This window comes from Sphingomonas zeae (genome assembly GCF_014197135.1).
In the GTDB taxonomy this organism is placed as follows: Bacteria; Pseudomonadota; Alphaproteobacteria; order Sphingomonadales; family Sphingomonadaceae; genus Sphingomonas; species Sphingomonas zeae.
Genome location: NZ_JACIFA010000001.1, coordinates 44490 through 65266 on the forward strand (window position 1 = coordinate 44490; position 20777 = coordinate 65266).

Below are 20777 nucleotides of genomic sequence, written 5' to 3' on the forward strand. Positions count from 1 at the left end.
CGGCAAGCGTTGTCGCCAGAGGCTCTTACCTGCCCATGACCGTAACCGCCACCCGCCTCGCCAAGCCTGCGCCCTCGCTGGACCCGATGATCCGGCTGGTGGCCAACGACATGAACGCCGTGAACCAGGTTATCGTCGACCGGATGCGGTCGGAGATTCCGCTGATCCCGCAACTGGCCGGACATCTGATCTCGGGCGGGGGCAAGCGGATGCGCCCGATGCTGACGCTCGCGAGCGCCCAGCTGCTGGGCTATCAGGGCACCAGCCACCATGTCCTGGCGGCGGCGGTCGAGTTCATCCACACCGCCACCTTGCTCCACGACGATGTCGTCGACGGATCGGACCTGCGGCGCGGGCGGCGCACCGCCAACATCATCTGGGGCAATCCGGCGAGCGTGCTGGTCGGCGACTTCCTGTTCAGCCGGTCCTTCCAGCTGATGGTCGATGCGGGCAGCCTGAAGGTGCTGAACATCCTGTCGGGCGCCTCCGCCGTGATCGCCGAGGGCGAGGTGAACCAGCTGACCGCCGTGCGGCAGGTGGGACTCCCTGAGGAACGCTATCTCTCGATCATCGACGCCAAGACCGCCGCGCTGTTCGCCGCCGCCTGCCGCATCGCCGCCGTCGTCGCCGAGCGGCCCGAGGCGGAGGAACTGGCGCTGGAGGCCTATGGCCGCAACCTCGGCATCGCCTTCCAGCTGATCGACGATGCGATCGACTATGTCTCGGACGCCGGCACCATGGGCAAGGATGCGGGCGACGATTTCCGCGAGGGCAAGATGACCCTGCCGGTGATCCTGGCTTATGCCCGCGGCAACGAGGAAGAACGGACCTTCTGGAAGGACGCGGTCGAAGGACGGCGCACCTCGGACGAGGACTTCGCCCACGCCATCGCGCTGGTCCGCAAGAGCCGCGCGGTCGACGACACGATGGCGCGCGCGCGGCATTATGGCGGCCTGGCGATCGAGGCGATCCGGGGCTTTGCCGATGGACCGGCCAAGGCGGCGATGATCGAGGCGGTCGAGTTCGCGGTCGCGCGGGCTTACTGAGCGGTTCGACCCCGCATCTTACCCATCCTCCGCTCGGGCTGAACAGAGGGTGGGGTCTGGTCGGACGAGGTCCTTCACCCCGCCCGCCAAACCCCGTATCGCACCGCCATGACCCTGCCCGTCAACGCCGTCCTGCCCGACCTGCTGACCGCGCTCGCCGACGCCCCCAACGCGGTCCTCGTCGCACCGCCGGGCGCTGGCAAGACCACCGCTGTCGCGCCCGCGCTTCTCGGCCAGCCCTGGTGCACAGGCGAGGTCCTGCTCCTCTCCCCCCGCCGTCTCGCCGCGCGCGCAGCCGCCGAGCGGATGGCGGCGCTTGCCGAGGAGCCGGTCGGGCGCACCTTCGGCTATGCGACCCGCATGGATACCAAGGTCAGCGCCGCGACCCGCGTGACCGTCGTCACCGAAGGCATCTTCGTCGCGCGTATCCAGGCCGATCCCGAACTGGCGGGTGTGTCGGCCGTGCTGTTCGACGAAGTGCACGAACGCAGCCTGGACGGCGATTTCGGCTTGGCGCTGGCGCTGGATGCGCAAGGAGGATTGCGCCCCGATTTGCGACTGGTCGCCATGTCGGCGACGCTCGACGGTCGCCGCTTCTCCAGCCTGATGGGTGACGCGCCCGTCATCGAGAGCGAGGGGCGCAGCCATCCGCTGACCCTGCGCCATCTCGGCCGGGCGGCGGAGGCCCGCATCGAGGACTCGGTTGCCGCCGCCATTCGCCGGGCGCTTCAGGAGGAAACAGAGGGCGACATCCTTGCCTTCCTGCCCGGCACCGCCGAGATCGCGCGGACCGCCGAGCGGCTGGCCAGCCTGCCCGCCGACATCGCGATCCACGAACTCCACGGCTCGCTCGACCCGGCGGCGCAGCGCGCGGCGATCCGGCGCGATCCCGAGGGGCGGCGGCGGATCGTGCTGGCCACCTCGATCGCGGAAACCAGCCTGACGCTCGACGGGGTGCGGATCGTCGTCGATTCGGGGCTGGCGCGCCGTCCGCGCTACGACCGTGCGGCGGGGATGACCCGGCTCGTCACCGAGCGTGCCAGCCAGGCCGCCGTCATCCAGCGCGCGGGCCGCGCCGCGCGCCAGTCGCCCGGCGTCGCCTATCGCCTGTGGGAGGAAGCGGCGACGGCGGGTCTGCCGCGTTTCGACCCCCCTGAAATTCTGGAGGCGGACCTGTCGGCGCTGCTGCTCGGCACCGCGCTCTGGGGCGTCGGCGATCCGCGTGCGCTGCCCTGGCTCGACCCGCCGCCCGAGGCCGCTGTCGCCGAAGCCCGCACGCGGCTGACCGTGTTGGAGGCGCTCGACGACACCGGCCGCCCGACCGGGCATGGCAAGGCGATCGCCGCGCTGCCCATGCCGCCGCGCCTGGCGCATATGCTGATCCGCGGCGGCGAACGCGGTCTTGCCGCCGTCGCGGCCGAGGTTGCCGTGCTGCTCGGCGAGCGCGGCATCGGCGGTCAGGATGTCGATATCGAGCAGCGCCTGCGCCGCTGGCGGACCGAGCGCGGCCCCAAGGCGGAGGCGGCGCGGCAGATGGCGAAGCGCTGGACAAGCATCGCCCCCAAGCCTGTCGAACAGGAGACATGGGACCATGCGGCGGGCGTCTGCCTTGCGCTCGCCTATCCTGACCGGGTGGCGCGACGTCGTGACGGCACGGGGGAGAATTGGGCGAGCGTGGGCGGGCGCGGCTTTCGGCTCGATCCGGCGTCGGGACTGGCGAGTTCGGAGTGGTTGGCGGTGGGGGAGACGCAAGGGGCGGCCTCAGGCGCGCGCATTCTGTCCGCCGCGCCGATCGACCTCGCCACGGTCGAAGCGCTGTTCGCCGACCGGATCGAGGCGCGGCGCACCGTTACCTTCAACCCCGCGATCGGCGGCGTCGAGACGCTGCGCGAACGGCGATTGGGCAGCCTTCGCCTTTCGAGCGGCCCCGATTCGGGGGCATCGCCCGAAGCCATTGCGGCGGCGCTGGTCGAGGGGGTGCGGACTCACGGCCTGTCACTTCTCCCATGGAGCGACGGGGCAGGGGCCTACCGCGCGCGCGCGGCCTATGCCGGGGTGGCGTTGGACGATGAGACGCTGATCGAACGGCTGGACGACTGGCTGCCCGCGTTAGTGGCGGGCAAGCGGCGGCTGGACGCTATCGCGCCCGGCGCACTGACCGAGGCGATCCGCAACCTCGTCGACTGGAACGACCAGCGGCGGATCGATTCGATGGCGCCTTCGCACTTCACCAGTCCGGCGGGCAGCACCCATGCGATTGATTATGCGGCCGAAGGTGGCCCTCGCGTCGAGCTTCGCGTGCAGGCGCTGTTCGGTCTGGCAACGCATCCGGTGATCGGGGCCGAGTGCGTGCCGCTGGTCCTCAGCCTCACTTCGCCCGCCGGTCGGCCGATCCAGACGACACGCGACCTGCCGGGCTTCTGGGCCGGAAGCTGGAGCGCGGTGGCCAAGGAAATGCGTGGCCGTTATCCCCGCCATCCCTGGCCCGACGACCCGGCGGCGGCTTCTGCGACGCTGCGCACGAAAAAGGCGGATGCAAGAGCCGCCGGTTCGCGATAAGGGACAAGAATTATGGCCACTGCTCGCATCTTCCAGCGCCCCAAGAACGCGATGCAATCCGGCAAGTACCGGACCGATCGCTGGCAACTCGAATTCGAACCCGTCGAGGCGAAAAAGCCCGATCCCCTGACCGGCTGGGCCGGTAGCGGCGACACGCAGGAACAGGTGCGCCTGACCTTCGCGACGCTGGAAGAGGCGATCGCCTATTGCCAGCGCGAAGGACTCGACCACCATGTCGTGCCGACGCCGCAAAAGACGTTGAAGCTGCAAAGCTACGCCGACAATTTCCGTTGAGTTTTGAGCGCTCCGGTTGAAACCGGGGCGCTTTTTCTTTCCCGCGCGCAGCGCTTGAGAAGATTGGTTCTCGCGGAAGCGCGGAGGTGTCGCACCCGGCGGCAGCCGAACCGCGTCATCATCGGCTTGTTGAAGATTGTCTCTGCTGCCGCGCGCGATACCCCTCTGCGTCCTCCACGCCTCTGCGCGAACCGGCCTTCTCTAGGGCTACTCGTGGGTTCCGGTGTGTCGCCATTGCTCGCGCGAAGCCGCGATGGCGCGAAGAATCAGAATGGGTTCGCGCAGAGGCGCAGAGAGCGCGGAGGCGCCGTGTCCGGTGGCATCGGAATCGCGCCAGAAATGGCTGTTGAAAAGATATTTCGCTGCCGCGAGCACGGTCCCTCCGCGCCTCCGCGCGATAAATCTTCTTCGCGTCCTCGCGGCTTCGCGCGAACTCAAAAGCCCAGGATGCCGCCACCCAACAGCAGAAGCAGCTTGGCATCCATCACCACACCCGCCGCACGGCGCTCCGCGATGAACGCCAGAACCTCGGACAGCTTCACCCGGTGCACGACGATCTGCTCGTCCGAATCGCCACCGCCTTCGCCGACCTTCACCAGGCCGGTCGCACGAACCAGCGTGAACCGCTCCGACGTCATCCCCGGCGAGGAACAGAATTCGCCCAGCGCCTCGATCCGCGACGGGCGATAGCCGGTTTCCTCCTCCAACTCGCGCGCGGCGCCGTCGATCACCGCTTCGCCCTCGGTCTCGTCACCGATCAGGCCCGCAGGCATCTCCAGGCAGGGTGCGCCCAGCGGGATACGAAATTGCTCGACCAGCAGGATATGCTCATCCTCGATCGCCAGGATCACGGCGGCGCGGATATCGCGCGGGCGGTCGGCATATTCCCAGGTGCCACGCTTGCGAAGCGCCAGGAACCGCCCCTCGGCCAGGGTTTCGAGCGGAGCGTCCATGCGGGGATCGGTCATAGCGAGATGGGTCTGTCCGGCAGTTCGTTGGTGTCGGCCGCCGTCTTGGGGAAATGCGCCGCCAGCACAAGCCCGATACGTTCGACCGCCGCGCTCAGCCCTTCGCCGACATTCCCGCGCGCGACATGGGGCAGCATGACGGCCATCGCTTTGCCCCAGGTTTCCGGCCCTACCTTGCCGGTCAGCCCGGAGTCGGCGACGATCTCGGCCATATGCTCGTCCTCGGACAGATAGAGCAGCACGCCATAGCGGCTGTCGGTCCGCCGCTCGGCCGAGACGCGGAAGAGCAGGACCGCGCGCGCCCGAACGCGGGCATGGCGGATGCTGCGGGGCACCAGCGCGATCCGGCGCGTGAAGGGACCGAGCAGCGCGAAGACCAGGCCGAAGACGAGGATTTGTACGAGCATCAACGCCCCCAGGATCAGGTCCTCGCCCGGCGCGCTCCATGCATCATGGACCAGAGCGAGCAGCTTGAGCCCCAGATCGGGAAACAGCGCGGCGAACAGCGGCACCAGCAGCATGGCAGGTACGGCAAACCACAGTGCAACGTCACGATACTCGTCCGACCGGGGTGCGACGATGGTGACGATCTCGGCATCGGTCATCGCCTCGGCGCGCGCGACGGCGGCGGTGACCAGATCGCTATCGGCTTCGCTCAACATCTCACCAATCCCCCGATGCGCCGCCGCCGCCGAAATCACCGCCCCCGCCGCCGGTAAAGCCGCCGCCGAACCACGATCCGTCGCTGCCCCCGCCCGACGATCCGCCCGAACTCCAGCCGCCGCCTGATCCGCCGCCGCTGCCCCAGCCGGGACCCCAGAGAATGATCGGCCAGCCCCCGCCGCCACGACGACCGCCCCCGCCGCCGCGATCGTCATCATCGTCGTCGTGGAAGCGCTGGCCCTGCTTGCGACGCAGGATCGAAAGCACCACGAAGCCGCCGATAAAGATGACCAGCACGATCAGGATCGGAAAGCCGTTGGAATCGCCGCCGCCGCGCCGATGCTGGCGATCGAACTGCTTGGCGGCCTCGGTCACCTTCGCCTGCGCCTCTTCCGGCGACGCGCGGAGCTGCGCGATCACGGCGTCCGCCCCTGCATTCAGCGCCCCCGATATGTCGCCCGACTCACGCAGGCGGGGGATCATCAGGGTGCGGATCATCTGCGATGACCAGGCGTCGGTCAGGATCGGCTCAAGCCCGCGTCCCACCTCCAGCCGGGGGCCGCGCTGCCCCTTGCCTTCATTGGGGGCGACGAACAGGATCGCGCCATTATCGGCATCCTTTAGCCCGACGCCCCAAGCCCGGCCCAGCCGATAGCCATAATCCTCGATCGGATAGCCCTGCAGGTCGGGAATGGTCGCGACGACCAGCTGGCGGCCGGTATCCTTTTGCAGCGACTCCAGCTTCTGCTCGAGCTGCGCTTTGGTCGCAGGGTCGATCTTGTTCGCCGCATCGACGACCAGCCCGTCGAACTTGGGAAAACTCTGCGCCATCACGGGGACGGCGCAGAGGATCAGCCAGAGCCCAAGGACCGGGCGGAGCAGCCGGGTGAACCGGGGCATGGATGTGCGATCAGGCGCCGAAATTCACCTTGGGTGCGTTCTCGGCCCCCGGCGTGGTCGCCTGATAGGGCGCCTTGGGCTTGGCGCCGTAGAACACCTTCGCGCCGATCGCGTCGGGGAAGGTGCGGATGCGGGTGTTGTAGGCCTGCACCGCCTTGTTATAATCGCCGATTGCGATGTTGATGCGGTTCTCGGTGGCTTCGAGCTGGCTCATCAGGGTCTGGAAATTGTCCTGGCTCTTCAGGTTCGGATAGGCCTCGACATTGGCGAGCAACCGGCTGAGCGAGCCGCTGAGCTGGCCCTGCGCCTGCGCAAACTGCTGCATCTTGGCGGGGTCGGACAGGTCGGCGCTGTTCACCTGGACCGAGGTCGCCTTGGCGCGCGCGTTGACCACATCGGTCAGGATCGCCTTTTCCGATGCGGCGGCGCCCTTCACGGTCGCCTCCAGATTGGGGATCAGGTTGGCGCGGCGCTGATAGGCGGCCTGGACGTCGGCCCATTTCGCGTTCACATTTTCCTCCGCCGTGGGCACGCTGTTCATGCCGCAGCCGGACAGAGCGACGGCCATCACGACCGGGGTCAGGGCAAGAACGGGACGACGCATTCGAATATTCCTCCGTCAACTGTCCGGTTCATATAAGACGCCCGGGCCGCTTGGCGAAGGGGAAAAGCGACGATACCCTATCGTCACGGAAACAAAGGGAGCGGCGATGCTCAAGGAATTTCGCGCCTTCATCGCGCGGGGCAATGTCTTGGACCTGGCGGTGGCGGTGATCATCGGGGCGGCGTTCAGCAAGATCGTGACGTCGCTGACCGACGACGTGTTGATGCCGGTGATCGGCAAGGTTTTCGGCGGGCTGGATTTCTCCAGCTATTTTCTGCGCATGGGGCCGGTGCCCGCGACCTATACCGGTTCGCTGACCGATTATGCCGCGCTGAAGAAGGCGGGGGTGCCGCTGCTGGGATATGGCGCGTTCGTGACGCAGGCGGTCAATTTCGTGATCGTCGCCTTCATCATCTTCCTGCTCGTTCGCACGGTGAACCGCGCGACCGCCCTGTTCGAGCATGAAAAGGCCAAGGCGGCCGAGGAGCCCAAGGCCGAACCGGCCGATGTCGCGCTGCTTCGCGAAATCCGCGACGAACTGCGCGCGCGGCGGGGGTAAGGACATCTCCCGTTCCTCCCCTGCAAGGGGGGGAAGTGACGTGTTTATGCCGCCGCCAGCTTTCGGGCGGTGGCGTCCGCCAGGCTGGTGCCGTCGAGAATCCGCGCCGTCTCGTCGCGCACCCGCATCATCGCGTGGCGGATGGCGCAGTCAGCTTCGCTCTTGCAGTCATTGCAGGGGCGATAGGCGGTCCGGCTGACGCAAGGGACAAGCGCCAGCGGCCCTTCGATCGTGCGGATGATGTCGCCCAGCGAGATCAGATGCGCAGGCCGCGCCAGGCGGTATCCGCCCATCTTGCCCCGCTGGCTATCGAGCAGCTGCGCGCCTTTCAGGTCGGCGAGAATCAGCTCCAGGAACTTGCGAGGCACATTGGCCTCGGCCGCAATGCGCGTCATCGATGTCGGCGGACCGGCAGGCGGCATCTCTGCGAGGAACAGCATCGCGCGCAGCGCATAACGGGACCGCTGGGTCAACATGGCCGCTTCCATGGACCCAAAATAGGGCGAGCGAAAGGCATTTGCGTAAAAGCCAGAGGCTACCTATATCCGTCTTGCCGGGTTTCACCCGGCTATGACGATAAACTGCGGCGAGTAATAGACGCAGCGGACCCGGGGGCAGTACCCGGCGGCTCCACCATAAGGTGGTGTATCTGGACACCGTTTCTGACGGGGCCGAACCAGGATCGACGTGTGTTGAAAAGCGCTGTTTTCGTTCGGAATGGGACCACCGCAACGGCCCATTACACACAAGTGCCAACGATAACGAAGCACTCGCGATTGCGGCGTAATTGAGGGCCTCACGGCCTGAGATTACACCAAAATAGCGCGGTCGGACCCCACCGGGCAACAGAAGGGGATTCCAGCGGTACGGGGAGCACCGGGCAACAGAAGCTCCCCACTTTCCCCGATTTTGATGTGATGGTGGGCGCTGGGCACCTTGCCAGCTAGCCCCAACCTCCGTTCGCACTGAGCGAAGTCAAAGTGCGCGGGTTGCGCTTGCGGCGACACGGGGGCGTGGCCTTCGGCGCCGCTCAGGCTGAACGGGGGTTGGGGGTATTTGAAGGGCTAGTTTACCCCTCCCGCGCCAATGCCTTCAGTTTATACAGCGCATCCAGTGCCTCACGCGGCGACAGCGCGTCGACGTCCAGTTTCTCCACCTCGGCCCGGATCGCGTCGCACTGCTCCTCCTCGGCCTGCACGGCGGCGGCGAAGAGCGGCAGGTCGTCCAGCCCCGCCGCCAGCCCGCCCGTTTTGGCGCGGCCCGCTTCCAGCTTCGCCAGCACAGCCTTGGCACGCGCCACCGTCGTCGGGGGCATCCCCGCCAGCCGCGCCACCGCCAGGCCATAGGATCGATCGGCAGGCCCCTCCGAAACCTCGTGCAGCAGGACCAGCTCGCCCTTCCATTCGCGCGCGCGGACATGGTGGAGCGTCAAAGCCTCGCACCGTTCGGCCAACCGGGTCAGCTCGTGATAATGGGTCGCGAACAGGCAGCGGCAGCGATTATCCTCATGGATCGCCTCGACCACCGCCCAGGCAATGGCAAGCCCGTCATAGGTGGAGGTGCCGCGCCCCACCTCGTCGAGGATCACGAAGCTGCGCGGCGTTGCCTGCGCCAGGATCGCGGCGGTCTCGACCATCTCGACCATGAAGGTGGAGCGCCCCCGCGCCAGATTGTCCGACGCGCCTACCCGGCTGAACAGCCGGTCGACCAGCCCGATCCGAGCATGGGTCGCGGGGACATAGGAGCCCGCCTGCGCCAGCACCGCGATCAGCGCGTTCTGGCGCAGGAAGGTCGACTTGCCGCCCATATTGGGGCCGGTGACCAGCCAGAGCCGCGAGGCCTCCGACAACTGGCAGTCATTGGCAACGAACCGCTCGCCCGAACGCGCCACTGCCGCCTCGACCACCGGATGGCGCCCGCCCGTCACCTCGAAACAGCTATGGTCGACCAGTTCGGGCCGGACCCAGCCGCCCTCGACCGCGCGTTCGGCCAGGCCGCTCGCGACGTCCAGCCGGGCCAGCGCGTCCGCCGTCGCGGCGATGGCCTCGCGCGAGGCGAGCGCGGCGGTGGTCAGCTCCTCGAGATGCGCGGCTTCGGCAGCGAGCGCATGGGCGCCCGCCTGCGCCACCTTGCTGGCGACCTCGTGCAGTTCGGGGGTGTTGAAGCGGACCACGCCCGCCAGCGTCTGGCGGTGGGTGAAGCCCGAGTCCGGCTTCATCAGCGCATCGGCCGAGCGCGCGGGCACCTCGACATGATAGCCGAGCACGCCGTTATGGCGGATCTTCAGCGCGGTGATGCCGGTCTTCTGGCGAAACTCGGCCTCCAGCGCGGCGATGGCGCGGCGGCCCCCGGCTCCGGCATCGCGCAGGTCGTCGAGCGCCACGTCATAGCCCGCCGCGATATAGCCGCCCTCGCTCGCCTCGATGGGGGGCGAGGGGACAAGCGCGCGGCGGAGCAGGTCGATCAATTCGCCATGCCCGCGCAGCCGGGGCGTCGTCTCGCGCAGCAGGGGAGGGCCATTGCTCAACTGCTCCGACAACGCCCAGGCCCCGTCCAGCCCGTCGCGCAGCTGCCCCAGGTCGCGGGGGCTGCCCCGCCCCGCCGCGATCCGGCCAATGGCACGGCCGATATCGGGCAGCGCCCGCAACGCCGCCCGCAACCTTTCGCGCAGCGCGGCATCGTCATGGAAATGCTGGACCAGATCGAGCCGCGCCTCGATCGCATCGCGGTCCATCAGCGGCGCGCCGATATCGCCCGCCAGCGCCCGCGCGCCTGCGCCCGTCACCGTTCGGTCCACCGCGTCGAGCAGCGAGCCCTTGCGCTGGCCATTGGCCGTCTGGGTCAGCTCCAGGCTCTCGCGCGTCGCCGCATCGATCGCCATCGCGCCTGCCGCCTGGGAGAGGACCGGCGGGCGGAGGAAGGGCAGCGCGCCCTTGGCCGTATGGTCGAGATAGGCGACCAGCCCGCCTGCCGCCGACAGCCCGGCCCGGCTGAACTGGCCGAAACCGTCCAGCGTCGCGACGCCGTAAAGCCGCTTCAGCCGATCCTCGCCCTGGCCGCTGTCGAACGTCGCGGAGGGGCGCAGCGTGGTGGCCGCATCGGCGTGCGCGGCATTTTCGGCCGCGACCACCTCGGCGGCGGCCAGGCGGGCGAGTTCGGCCCCCAGCGCATCGGCCTTCACGTCGATCACCACGAACCGCCCGGTCGAGATATCGGCGGCGGCCAGCGCCACCGTGCCGCCCGCCTCGCCGATCGCGACGCACCAATTGTCGCTTTTGGCGTCGAGCAAGGCCTCCTCGGTCAGCGTTCCCGCCGTCACCACCCGCACGATGCCGCGCGACACCAGCGCCTTGGACCCGCCGCGGGCCTTGGCTTCCGCTGGCGTCTCGGTTTGTTCGGCGATGGCGACGCGGTGCCCAGCCTTGATGAGGCGCTGCAGATAAGCGGTCGCGGCATGGACCGGCACGCCGCACATCGGAATTTTCTCGCCGCCATGCTCCCCGCGCGAGGTCAGCGCGATGTCGAGCACGCCCGAGGCGATCCGCGCATCATCGAAGAACAGCTCGAAGAAATCGCCCATCCGATAGAAGAGCAGGCAATCCTCGGCCTCGGCCTTCAGCGTCAAATACTGCGCCATCATCGGGGTAGGGGTGGTCATTGAAACGTGTTTTCCAGAATCGGGCTAGGCGGCGGTATGGATAGCGCCGATGCGCTAAGGCGATCGGGCTAGGGAGAACCAACATTCATTTCATTCCTCCCCTGGAAGGGGAGGTGGCAGGCCGAAGGCCTGACGGAGGGGTGTCCCGGCCTGAGGAGTCGGTCAACGATCACGACCGGGGACACCCCTCCACCATGCTGTGCATGGTCCCCCTCCCCTTGCAGGGGAGGAATTGAAGGGGGACTGAATGTCGATCTGCCCGAGGTCAAGGCCCAATGGCGGCCGAAGGGGTAAGCGATCAACTGTTCGCTGCGAGCCATTCGCGAAACGGCACCCGTTCCGGTGTACCCCATGTTTGCAGCCAACGCGCAACGACCGCGTGCTCGTAATAGCGTCCAGCCCCAAAATCCGCCCATGCCCGTAGGTCCGCAGCGTATTCCGCCTGTTGGTCATGGCGCTCGAAAATGCCGGGCTCATGCTCCATGGCCGACCTTATACGGCTGATGGCTTGCCTTGCCTAGGGCAGCAAAAGTCGCGCGCGACAGGGTTGTCAGCCGGAACCGAAAGCTTCAAGAGCCGTAGCGTCCCTCTATCCACAGCATCGAAGGCCGCGCGCATGACCGACGAACCCACCGACCAGTTTTCCGAGCGCGAGGCCCTGCTGTTCCATTCCGAGGGACGCCCCGGCAAGATCGAGATCATCGCGTCCAAGCCGATGGCGACGCAGCGCGACCTGGCGCTGGCCTATTCGCCCGGCGTCGCGGTGCCGGTGCTCGCCATCGCCGAAGACCCCGCCACCGCCTATGACTATACCGCCAAGGGCAATCTCGTCGCGGTCATCTCCAACGGCACCGCCATCCTGGGCCTGGGCAATCTGGGCGCGCTCGCGTCCAAGCCGGTGATGGAGGGCAAGGCGGTGCTCTTCAAGCGGTTCGCCGACGTCGACTCGATCGATATCGAGCTGAAGACCGAGGATGTCGACCGGATCATCGACGCGATCGAGTTGATGGAGCCGAGCTTCGGCGGCATCAACCTGGAGGACATCAAGGCCCCCGAATGCTTCATCATCGAGCAGACGCTGCGCGAGCGGATGAACATCCCGGTCTTCCATGACGACCAGCACGGCACCGCGATCATCTGCGCGGCGGGGCTTATCAACGCCTGTCTGCTGACCAAGCGGCGGTTGGACGAGATCAAGGTCGTGGTCAACGGCGCGGGCGCGGCGGCGATCGCCTGTACCGAGCTGATGAAGGCGATGGGCGTCCGCCACGAAAACGTCATCATGTGCGACCGCACCGGCGTGATCTATCAGGGCCGCGAGGACATCAACCAGTGGCAGTCGGCGCACGCCGCCGCCACCGACCGCCGCACCCTGACCGAGGCGCTGTCGGGCGCGGACGTGTTCCTGGGCCTGTCGGCGGCGGGCGCGCTTAAGCCCGAGATGGTCAAGGACATGGCGCCCTCGCCGATCATCTTCGCCATGGCCAATCCGGAACCGGAGATCCGCCCCGAACTCGCCAAGGCGGCGCGACCCGACGCGATCGTCGCGACCGGGCGTTCGGACTATCCGAACCAGGTCAACAACGTCATCGGCTTCCCCTTCATCTTCCGCGGTGCGCTCGACGTGCGCGCGACCGGCATCAATGACGAGATGAAGATCGCTGCCGCCAACGCCATCGCCGAACTGGCGCGCCAGCGCGTGCCCGAGGAAGTCGCGCTGGCTTACGGCACGCAGCACACATTCGGCCCCGAATACATCATTCCCGCGCCGTTCGACCCGCGCCTGATGGAACTGGTCCCCTCTGCGGTGGCCAAGGCGGCGATGGATTCGGGCGTGGCGACGCGGCCGATCCTCGACATGGAGGCCTATCGCCAGAAGCTGCGCGCGCGTCTCAACCCGACCACCTCGGTGCTGACGCTGGCTTATGAAGGTGCCCGTGCGCATCCCAAGCGCGTGCTGTTCGCCGAGGGCGAGGAGGAAGTCGTGCTGCGCGCCGCCATCGCCTTCAAGGAAGGCGGTTACGGCACCCCGGTGCTGGTCGGGCGCGACGACGTCTATGACCGCCTCAAGGCGCTGGGCGTCACCAACCCCAAGGAATATGAGGTCCACAACAGCCGCACCTCGGAGATGGTGCCGCAGATGGTCGACTTCCTGTACGAACGGCTCCAGCGGCGTGGCTATCTGCGTCGTGATGCCGAGCGGCTCATCAACCAGGATCGCAACATCTTCGGCTCGGTGATGCTGCAACTGGGGCAGGCCGATGCGATGATCACCGGCATCACCCGCACCTATGCCCAGAGCTTCCGCGAAATCCGCCGGGTGATCGATCCGGTCGACGGCAAGGTGCCGTTCGGTATCCATCTGCTGGTGGGTCAGAGCCACACCGTCTTCATCGCCGACACCACGGTCAACGAGCGTCCCTCGGGCGAGGAGCTGGCCGACATCGCCGAGCGCACCGCCGCGGTGGCGCGTCGCATGGGGCATGAGCCGCGCGTGGCCTTCCTGTCCTACTCCACCTTCGGCAACCCCGAAGGCCAGTGGATCGACAATGTCCGCGACGGTGTGGCGGCGCTCGACAAGCGGCAGGTTGGTTTCGAATATGAGGGCGACATGGCCCCCGACGTCGCGCTGAACCCCAAGCAGATGGCGAATTTCCCCTTCTCGCGCCTGTCGGGGCCAGCGAATGTGCTCATCATGCCGGGGCTTCAGTCGGCGAACATCTCGGCCAAGCTGCTGCGCGAGCTGGGCGGCGACAGCATGATCGGCCCGATGCTGATTGGCATGGAAAAGCCGGTGCAGATCGCACCGATGACCTCGACCGCGGGCGATCTCGTCACGCTGGCGGTGCTGGCGGCGGGCGGCATCGCGCGCTGATCTCCGGGGATCGGTAGGAAAGGGGCTGGGCAGCGAGAGGCTGCCCGGCCCTTTTTTTATCCTCCCCGGTACGGGGAGGGGGACCATGCGAAGCATGGTGGAGGGGGATGGCCGCCAGGGAAGCACCTTTACGAAGCCCCCTCCGTCAGGGCTTCGCCCTGCCACCTCCCCGTGCCGGGGAGGATCGTGCCCCCAAAGCCACAACGCCACCCCGTCACAAACCGGTCATTACGCTGTCGCGACGGTGTCACGCCGCGACCCCATGCGCCCGCTCCATTGGGTTAACAAGCCATATGGGGACCAAGTTCATGGTGAAGTTTTTGATCGGTGCCGCGCCGCTGGCGCTGATCGCATCGGGCGCGTCGGCGCAAACGCTGCCCGTGCAAGCCGTCGTCACGGGCGCCGCCGCCGATCCGGTCGCGGCCGATCCCGTGTCCCCCGAGGGCGAGCAGGCCAATGTCCCCGCCGATGTCGTCGTGCTCGGTTTCGGCCAGAGCCGCCAGGTCCAGACCGTCACCGCCGCCGATCTCGACCGCCTGACCCCCGGCACCTCGCCGCTCAAGGCGATCTCGAAGCTGCCCGGCGTCAATTTCCAGTCGGCCGATCCCTTCGGCGCCTATGAATGGTCGACCAGCATCACGCTTCGCGGCTTCAGCCAGAATCAGCTGGGCTTCACGCTCGACGGCGTTCCGCTCGGCGATATGAGCTATGGCCCGACCAACGGCCTGCACATCAGCCGCGCGATCATCTCCGAAAACATCGCCTCGACCAGCGTCGCGCAGGGCGCGGGGGCGCTGGGCACCGCGTCGACCAGCAACCTGGGCGGCACCATCCAGTTCACCAGCCGCGCCCCGTCCGATCAGGCCGGCATTGCCGCCTCGGGCACCTATGGCAGCAACGACACGGCCCGCGCCTTCGTTCGCGCCGACAGCGGTGATCTGGGCGGCGGGCTCAAGGGCTATCTGAGCTACGCCTATCTGACCACCGACAAGTGGAAGGGCTATGGCAGCCAGCGTCAGCATCAGGCCAATGCCAAGATCGTCAAGGATTTCGACGGCCGAGGCTCGATCACCGGCTTCTTCAACTTCTCTGATCGCCGAGAGAATGACTATCAGGACCTGAGCCTCGATATCCTCAAACGGCGCGGCTATTATAACGACAACATCACCAACAATTATCCGCTCGCCATCCTCTATGCCAAGCAGGCGACCAACGGTGCGGCGGCGGCGGCCTATGCCAAGGCCAATAACGGCTCGCTGACGGGCTTCACCGCGCCCTATGCCGGCGTGCAGATCGGCCTGCCGACGGGCATCACGCTGGACGACGGCTATTATGATGCCGCGGGTCTGCGTCGCGATTATCTGGGCGGGATCACCTTCGACGCCAAGCTGACCGAGAACCTGTCGCTGACCTCGACCAGCTATTATCACCATAACAAGGGCCAGGGGTCGTGGATCACGCCTTATAACCCGACCATGGCGGGCGCGCCCAACGCGGACGGCACGCCGATCACCAACCCGGCGCCGCTGTCCTTCCGCACCACCGAATACAGCCTCGACCGGGCGGGGACGATCGCCAAGCTGGCGCTGACCACGGGGGCCAACAAGCTGGAGCTGACCGGCTGGTATGAGAGCAACACGCTGCATCAGGCGCGTCGCCTCTATGGTATGACCGACACCGCGACGCCCAATCGCAACGCACTGGATTTCCAGCAGAACCCGATGTCGACGACCTGGAACGGGAAGTACGATACCGAGACGCTGCAATATTCGGTCGGCGACACGCTCGACATCGGCCAAGTGACGCTGAACGGCGGGTGGAAGGGCGTGCGCGTGCGGAACCAGGCCAATGTGCTGGCGGGCTCGCTGGCGCGTGGCAAGATCCAGAGCGAGGACTGGTTCCTGCCGCAGGTCGGTGCGGTGCTGCACCTGGGCAACCAGGCGGAGGTCTTCGCCAGCTATACCGAAAATATGCGCGCCTTCATCGCCGCCGCGACCGCGGCGCCCTTCTCGATCACCCAGGCCGCGTTCGATGCGGTCCGGAACACCGTGCGCCCCGAAAAGTCGAAAACGGCCGAGGGCGGTGTGCGCTATCGCACCGGCGGGTTGCAGCTGTCGGCGACCGGTTATTATATCGACTTCTCGGACCGTCTGCTGACCTACTCGATCGGCACCGCGATCCAGGGCATTCCGCCGACGCTGAACAATGTCGGCGGCGTGGAAAGCTATGGTGCGGAAGTTTCGGCCTTTTATCGCCTGACCCCGGCCCTGTCGGCGCTGGCGAGCTATTCCTACAACCATGCCACCTATCAGCAGACGGTACGCGACGGGCAGGGCAATCTGCTGGCGGAAAAGGGTCGCTATGTCGTTGGTCAGCCGCAGGACATGGTGAAGGGCGAACTGGTCTATGACGACAGCCATATCTTCGGCCGGGTCGGCGCGGACTATATGTCGAAACGCTACTTCACCTATCTGAACGACCAGTCGGTCGATGGCCGCGTCCTGGTCGATGCCAGCATCGGCTATCGTTTCCCGTCGGAATGGGGCGGCTTCTCGATCGAGGGCAGCGTGACCAACCTGACCGACAAGAAATATATCGCGACCGTCGGCACCAACGGCTTTACCGCCAGCGGCGACAACCAGACGCTGCTGGCGGGCGCGCCGCGCCAGTGGTTCGTGACGTTGAAGAAGGGGTTCTGATAGAGAACCATATTATCCCGTGACGCTCCCCTCCCGCAAGCGGGAGGGGATGGGGGAGGGCAGGGAGGCTCACCGAGCCTGTCGCTCGCGGCCTCGCCCTCCCCAAACCCTCCCCCTGCCGGGAGAGGGGCTTTCACACAGCCCAGGCCCCGATATCCGCCTGCTCGCCGATCAGCGCCAGGCCATGCGCGATCGAGGTGAGTTCGCCGCCCGTCGCGATCTTCCTCTCCCCGAAGCGGGCCTCGAACATCCGCCGGATCGCGGGCATCAGGGAGGTGCCGCCGGTCAGGAACACCCGGTCGATCGCTCCCGCCTCGGTCGCCGCCGCCGTCAGCGCCCGGTCGACCGCCTGCTCGATCCGCGCGAGGTCGGGGGCGATCCAGGCCTCGAAATCGGCGCGTTTCACGTCCGCTTCGATCGACAGGCCACCGCCTTCGAAGTGGAAAAGGGCGTCGTCGGCGGCGGAAAGATCGCGCTTCACCCGGCCGACCGCGTCGTACAGGCGATAGCCCTGCTCCTCCTCGATGATCGCGATCATCCGCCCGATCGCATCCGGATCGATGGCGGCGCGGCGCAATTTCTCCAGCTCGGCCAGCGTCTTGCGATTGCGCATCAGCGCCAGGCGCGACCAGTCGCCGAAATCGGCGAAATAGCCGCGCGGAATCTCCAGTATCTTGTCGAACGAGCGATAGCGCCCGCCCGCGCCCAGCAGCGGCAGGACGAGGTGATCGATCAGCCGCTGGTCGAACCGATCGCCCGCAATGCCGACACCCGCATGGCCCAACGGTTCGCAACGGCGCGCGGCGCCGGGTGCGGCGATGCGCACCACGGAAAAGTCGCTGGTGCCGCCGCCGAAATCCGCGACCAGCACGGTCGCGGGTTCGGTGATCCGCGAGGCGTAGCTGAACGCCGCGCCCAGCGGTTCGTAGACATAGTGAATCTCCGCGCCCAGCCGCGCGAACATCGCGTCATAGCGCTGACGCGCCAGGGCTTCGTCGGGCCGGTGTCCGGCATATTCGACCGGCCGCCCGATGACGATCCGAGCCGCCTTGCCGTCGAGCGCGCCATCGCTGCGCGCGGCCATCCGGTCGAGGAACAGGCGGCCCAGTTCCTCGAAGCGATAGCGTTTGTCGAAGACGGTGGCGTGCTCGAACACGGGAGAGGCGGCGACCGACTTGAACGACTGGATGAACCGGCTGCCAGCTGGGAAATCGAGATATTCGGCGATCGCCCAGGGGCCGGCCTCGACCTCGATCCCGTCATCCTCCCAGAAGCAGAGCGCCGAGCGGAAAACGGGGTCTTCGCCCTGCGGGCTTTTGAGGGGGACGAGGTGCGACTCTCCGCCTGCGGCGCTGGCGACGACCGAGTTGGTGGTGCCGAAGTCGATGCCAAGAATGGGGCGCAGGGAGTCGGTCATGCGGCGTCCGCTACACGATGTTATGCGTCAGGATAGGGCTTTTGTTCCTGTGAAAGGACAAAGGCAATTCATGCGTTTCCCCTCCTGCGAGCCGGAGAGGGGCAAGGAATTCCTTCACATCACGCCTCCATAGCCTCCGCCGCCAGTGCCTCCGCCTCGATCAACAGGTCGTCGTCCGCGCTTCCCGTCGCCACCTTCTCGCGTCCGATCAGCACCAGCACCGGCACGGCGAGCGGGCTCACGCGCTCCAGATCGACATGCAGCATCGTGCCGCCCGCCCGGTCGAGCAGATTCGCCAGCCGCCCCACATCGGTCATCCGCGCGCGTGCATCGTCCCACGCCGCCTGAAGCAGCAGATGACCGGGCTCATATTTGCGCAACACGTCGTAGATCAGGTCGGTCGAAAACGTGACCTGCCGCCCGGTCTTGCGCTTGCCGGGATGCTGGCGGTCGACCAGCCCGCCGATCACCGCCACCTCGCGAAAGGCGCGCTTCAGGAGGTGCGATTGCTGCACCCAGTCGACGAACTCGTTTTCGAGGATGTCGGGGGAGAACAGGCTGGCCGGGTCGGTCACCTTCTCCAGCCCGTAACAGGCCAGCGCATAGTCGCTGGCCACGAAGCCCAGCGGTTTCAACCCTTGCGCCTCCATCCGCCGGGTGATGAGCATCCCCAGCGATTGATGCGCGTTCCACCCCTCGAAGCTGTAGGCGACCATGTAATGCCGCCCCTCGCGCGGGAAGGTCTCGACCAGCAACTGGCCAGGGCGGGGCAGCACCGAGCGGCGGTCCTGCATCTCCAGCCAGTCATGCACGTCCGCCGGAAAGCGATCCCATTCCTGTCGGTCGGACAGGAATGCGCGGACTCGGTCGGCAAGGCTGGTCGACAGCGGCAGCCGGCTGCCGCCATAGGTCGGGATGCGCGCGGGGCGGCTGGTGGCGCGCACGATCAGATCCTCGCCGTCGATCGATTCCACCTCCAGGCTCAAACCGGCGAAGAAGAAGGTGTCGCCCGGCGCGAGCGTCGCGGCGAATCCCTCCTCGACGCGGCCCAATTGGCGGCCGTTGCGGAAGCGGACCTTCAGCATCGTCGCTTCCACGATGATCCCGGCGTTCAGGCGATGTTGCGCGATGAATTGCGGATGGGTGACGCGCCACGTTCCGTCCGCCTGCTGGACCAGCCGCTTGAACCGGTCATAGGCACGAAGCGCATAGCCGCCATCCGCGATGAAGCGCAGCACCCGGTCGAACGTTTCGTCGTCCAGCGCCGAATACGGCATGGCCGAGCGGATTTCATCCAGCAGCGCACCCTGCTCGAACGGCGCGGCACAGGCGCAGGCCATGACATGCTGCGCCAGCACGTCGAGTGCGCCGGGGCGGAACAGGTCGGGGTCGAGCTCGCCCGCCTCCACCGCGTCGAGTGCGGCGCGCGCTTCCAGATATTCGAAGCGGTTGCCGGGGACCAGGATAGCGCGACTCGATTCGTCCAGCCGGTGATTGGCGCGCCCGATCCGCTGGAGCAGTCGCGAAGAGCCCTTGGGTGCGCCCATCTGGATCACGCAATCGACATCGCCCCAGTCGACCCCCAGGTCCAGGCTGGCGGTAGCGACCAGCGCGCGGAGCTTGCCGTCCGCCATAGCCGCTTCGACCTTCTGCCTCGCCTCCAAGGACAGTGAGCCGTGATGGACGCCGATCGGCAGGCTCTTGTCATTGGCCTTCCACAGATCCTGGAAGATCAGTTCGGCCAGGCTGCGGGTGTTGCAGAACAGGATGGTCGTCCGGTTCGCCTCGATCACCCGCATGACCTGCGCGGCGGCATAGCGGCCCGAATGGCCTGCCCAGGGGATGCGGTCCTCGGGCAGCAGGATCGTGATGTCCGGCGGCGCGCCGGGCTCGCCGGTGACGAGGCCGACCGCATCGATGTCGCCATCAGGCGCCAGCCAGGCGCGGTAGCCGTCGGGGTCCGCCACCGTCGCCGACAGCGCGACGCGGCGTAACAAGGGGGACAGACGCTGCAATCGCGCCATGCACAGGGACAACAGGTCGCCGCGCTTGCCGGTGGCGAAGGCATGGACCTCATCGACGACGATCGTCTTGAGGCTGGCGAACATCGTTTCGGCATCCGGGTAGCTGAGCAACAGCGACAGCGATTCGGGCGTGGTCAGCAGGATCTGCGGCGGCTTGACCCGCTGTCGTGCCTTCTTGTCCGACGAGGTGTCGCCGGTCCGCGTCTCGACCCTTATGTCGAGCCCCATCTCCTCGATCGGCGTGACGAGGTTGCGGCGGATGTCGACCGCCAGCGCCTTGAGCGGCGACACGTACAGCGTGTGCAGCCCTTCGGACGGCTGCTCGATCAACTCGGTCAGCGTCGGCAGGAACCCCGCGAGCGTCTTGCCCGCGCCCGTCGTCGCGACCAGCAGCGCGTGCCGCCCGGCGCGTGCTTCGTCCAGCATAGCCAATTGGTGCGTGCGCGGATGCCAGCCCTTGGCGGCGAACCATTCGGTCAAAGCGGGGGGAAGGGAACCGGGGGGCATCCCG

At 67.1% G+C, this 20777-nt stretch carries 14 protein-coding genes and 1 other RNA gene; 7 read left to right on the plus strand and 8 right to left on the minus strand.

Going from position 1 to position 20777, the window contains the following annotated elements; genetic code table 11:
- Positions 1 to 35 precede the first annotated feature (35 nt).
- The 3 genes from GGR45_RS00200 (at position 36) to GGR45_RS00210 (ending at position 3899) form a co-directional block, all read left to right on the plus strand.
- Complete coding sequence (locus tag GGR45_RS00200) at positions 36 to 1046, plus strand: polyprenyl synthetase family protein (RefSeq protein ID WP_175313217.1); 1011 nt, start codon at positions 36 to 38, stop codon at positions 1044 to 1046.
- A gap of 108 nt (positions 1047 to 1154) precedes the next feature.
- On the plus strand, positions 1155 to 3605 hold the full coding sequence (gene hrpB / locus GGR45_RS00205; RefSeq protein WP_175313219.1) for an ATP-dependent helicase HrpB: 2451 nt from the start codon (positions 1155 to 1157) through the stop codon (positions 3603 to 3605).
- Positions 3606 to 3617: 12 nt separating this feature from the next.
- Positions 3618 to 3899, plus strand: a complete 282-nt coding sequence (locus tag GGR45_RS00210; protein ID WP_058715464.1) for an ETC complex I subunit — start codon at positions 3618 to 3620, stop codon at positions 3897 to 3899.
- Positions 3900 to 4333: 434 nt separating this feature from the next.
- On the opposite strand, the gene GGR45_RS00215 is transcribed toward GGR45_RS00210, so the two are convergent.
- Genes GGR45_RS00215 through GGR45_RS00230 form a run of 4 tightly spaced genes read right to left on the minus strand, consistent with a single transcriptional unit; the run spans position 4334 to position 7034 of the window.
- Positions 4334 to 4867, minus strand: coding sequence for an NUDIX hydrolase (locus GGR45_RS00215; RefSeq protein WP_175313221.1), 534 nt, complete (start codon positions 4865 to 4867; stop codon positions 4334 to 4336).
- Positions 4864 to 5529: a TPM domain-containing protein gene (locus GGR45_RS00220; protein ID WP_175313223.1), complete on the minus strand. Its 666-nt coding sequence runs from the start codon at positions 5527 to 5529 to the stop codon at positions 4864 to 4866. The genes GGR45_RS00215 and GGR45_RS00220 overlap by 4 nt, the downstream gene beginning before the upstream one ends.
- A gap of 1 nt (position 5530) precedes the next feature.
- The gene (locus GGR45_RS00225; RefSeq protein WP_175313225.1) at positions 5531 to 6430 is read right to left on the minus strand and encodes a TPM domain-containing protein; all 900 of its coding nucleotides are present in this window, start codon (positions 6428 to 6430) and stop codon (positions 5531 to 5533) included.
- A gap of 10 nt (positions 6431 to 6440) precedes the next feature.
- Positions 6441 to 7034, minus strand: coding sequence for a LemA family protein (locus tag GGR45_RS00230; RefSeq protein ID WP_175313227.1), 594 nt, complete (start codon positions 7032 to 7034; stop codon positions 6441 to 6443).
- 106 nt (positions 7035 to 7140) lie between these two features.
- Here GGR45_RS00230 and mscL point away from each other — a divergent pair, with 106 nt between their 5' ends.
- On the plus strand, positions 7141 to 7593 hold the full coding sequence (gene mscL, locus GGR45_RS00235; RefSeq protein ID WP_175313230.1) for a large conductance mechanosensitive channel protein MscL: 453 nt from the start codon (positions 7141 to 7143) through the stop codon (positions 7591 to 7593).
- Between the two features lie 44 nt (positions 7594 to 7637).
- On the opposite strand, the gene GGR45_RS00240 is transcribed toward mscL, so the two are convergent.
- A complete protein-coding gene (locus tag GGR45_RS00240) occupies positions 7638 to 8069 on the minus strand; it encodes an RrF2 family transcriptional regulator (protein ID WP_175313232.1) in 432 nt (143 codons plus the stop codon).
- Between the two features lie 37 nt (positions 8070 to 8106).
- On the opposite strand from GGR45_RS00240, the gene ssrA reads away from it, so the two are divergent.
- Positions 8107 to 8453: a transfer-messenger RNA gene (gene ssrA / locus GGR45_RS00245) on the plus strand.
- A gap of 209 nt (positions 8454 to 8662) precedes the next feature.
- Here the strand turns inward: ssrA and mutS are convergent.
- Positions 8663 to 11233 (minus strand): DNA mismatch repair protein MutS, encoded by a 2571-nt coding sequence (mutS, locus tag GGR45_RS00250; protein ID WP_175314110.1) that lies wholly within the window; start codon positions 11231 to 11233, stop codon positions 8663 to 8665.
- 634 nt (positions 11234 to 11867) lie between these two features.
- On the opposite strand from mutS, the gene GGR45_RS00255 reads away from it, so the two are divergent.
- Complete coding sequence (locus GGR45_RS00255; RefSeq protein ID WP_175313234.1) at positions 11868 to 14126, plus strand: NADP-dependent malic enzyme; 2259 nt, start codon at positions 11868 to 11870, stop codon at positions 14124 to 14126.
- A gap of 308 nt (positions 14127 to 14434) precedes the next feature.
- Positions 14435 to 16825, plus strand: coding sequence for a TonB-dependent receptor (locus GGR45_RS00260; protein ID WP_175313236.1), 2391 nt, complete (start codon positions 14435 to 14437; stop codon positions 16823 to 16825).
- 133 nt (positions 16826 to 16958) lie between these two features.
- Here GGR45_RS00260 and GGR45_RS00265 read toward each other — a convergent pair whose 3' ends face one another.
- Together GGR45_RS00265 and GGR45_RS00270 are read right to left on the minus strand one after the other, a co-directional pair.
- Positions 16959 to 18242, minus strand: coding sequence for an Hsp70 family protein (locus GGR45_RS00265; RefSeq protein ID WP_175313238.1), 1284 nt, complete (start codon positions 18240 to 18242; stop codon positions 16959 to 16961).
- A gap of 119 nt (positions 18243 to 18361) precedes the next feature.
- On the minus strand, positions 18362 to 20773 hold the full coding sequence (locus GGR45_RS00270) for a ligase-associated DNA damage response DEXH box helicase (RefSeq protein ID WP_175313240.1): 2412 nt from the start codon (positions 20771 to 20773) through the stop codon (positions 18362 to 18364).
- Between the last annotated feature and the right edge of the window lie 4 nt (positions 20774 to 20777).

Bases quoted from the DNA above. Each gene is read 5' to 3' on its own strand.
- GGR45_RS00200 (WP_175313217.1), top strand. From the start codon at position 36: ATGACCGTAACCGCCACCCGCCTCGCCAAGCCTGCGCCCTCGCTGGAC.
- hrpB (WP_175313219.1), top strand. From the start codon at position 1,155: ATGACCCTGCCCGTCAACGCCGTCCTGCCCGACCTGCTGACCGCGCTC.
- GGR45_RS00210 (WP_058715464.1), top strand. From the start codon at position 3,618: ATGGCCACTGCTCGCATCTTCCAGCGCCCCAAGAACGCGATGCAATCC.
- GGR45_RS00215 (WP_175313221.1), bottom strand. From the start codon at position 4,867: ATGACCGATCCCCGCATGGACGCTCCGCTCGAAACCCTGGCCGAGGGG.
- GGR45_RS00220 (WP_175313223.1), bottom strand. From the start codon at position 5,529: ATGTTGAGCGAAGCCGATAGCGATCTGGTCACCGCCGCCGTCGCGCGC.
- GGR45_RS00225 (WP_175313225.1), bottom strand. From the start codon at position 6,430: ATGCCCCGGTTCACCCGGCTGCTCCGCCCGGTCCTTGGGCTCTGGCTG.
- GGR45_RS00230 (WP_175313227.1), bottom strand. From the start codon at position 7,034: ATGCGTCGTCCCGTTCTTGCCCTGACCCCGGTCGTGATGGCCGTCGCT.
- mscL (WP_175313230.1), top strand. From the start codon at position 7,141: ATGCTCAAGGAATTTCGCGCCTTCATCGCGCGGGGCAATGTCTTGGAC.
- GGR45_RS00240 (WP_175313232.1), bottom strand. From the start codon at position 8,069: ATGTTGACCCAGCGGTCCCGTTATGCGCTGCGCGCGATGCTGTTCCTC.
- mutS (WP_175314110.1), bottom strand. From the start codon at position 11,233: ATGATGGCGCAGTATTTGACGCTGAAGGCCGAGGCCGAGGATTGCCTG.
- GGR45_RS00255 (WP_175313234.1), top strand. From the start codon at position 11,868: ATGACCGACGAACCCACCGACCAGTTTTCCGAGCGCGAGGCCCTGCTG.
- GGR45_RS00260 (WP_175313236.1), top strand. From the start codon at position 14,435: ATGGTGAAGTTTTTGATCGGTGCCGCGCCGCTGGCGCTGATCGCATCG.
- GGR45_RS00265 (WP_175313238.1), bottom strand. From the start codon at position 18,242: ATGACCGACTCCCTGCGCCCCATTCTTGGCATCGACTTCGGCACCACC.
- GGR45_RS00270 (WP_175313240.1), bottom strand. From the start codon at position 20,773: ATGCCCCCCGGTTCCCTTCCCCCCGCTTTGACCGAATGGTTCGCCGCC.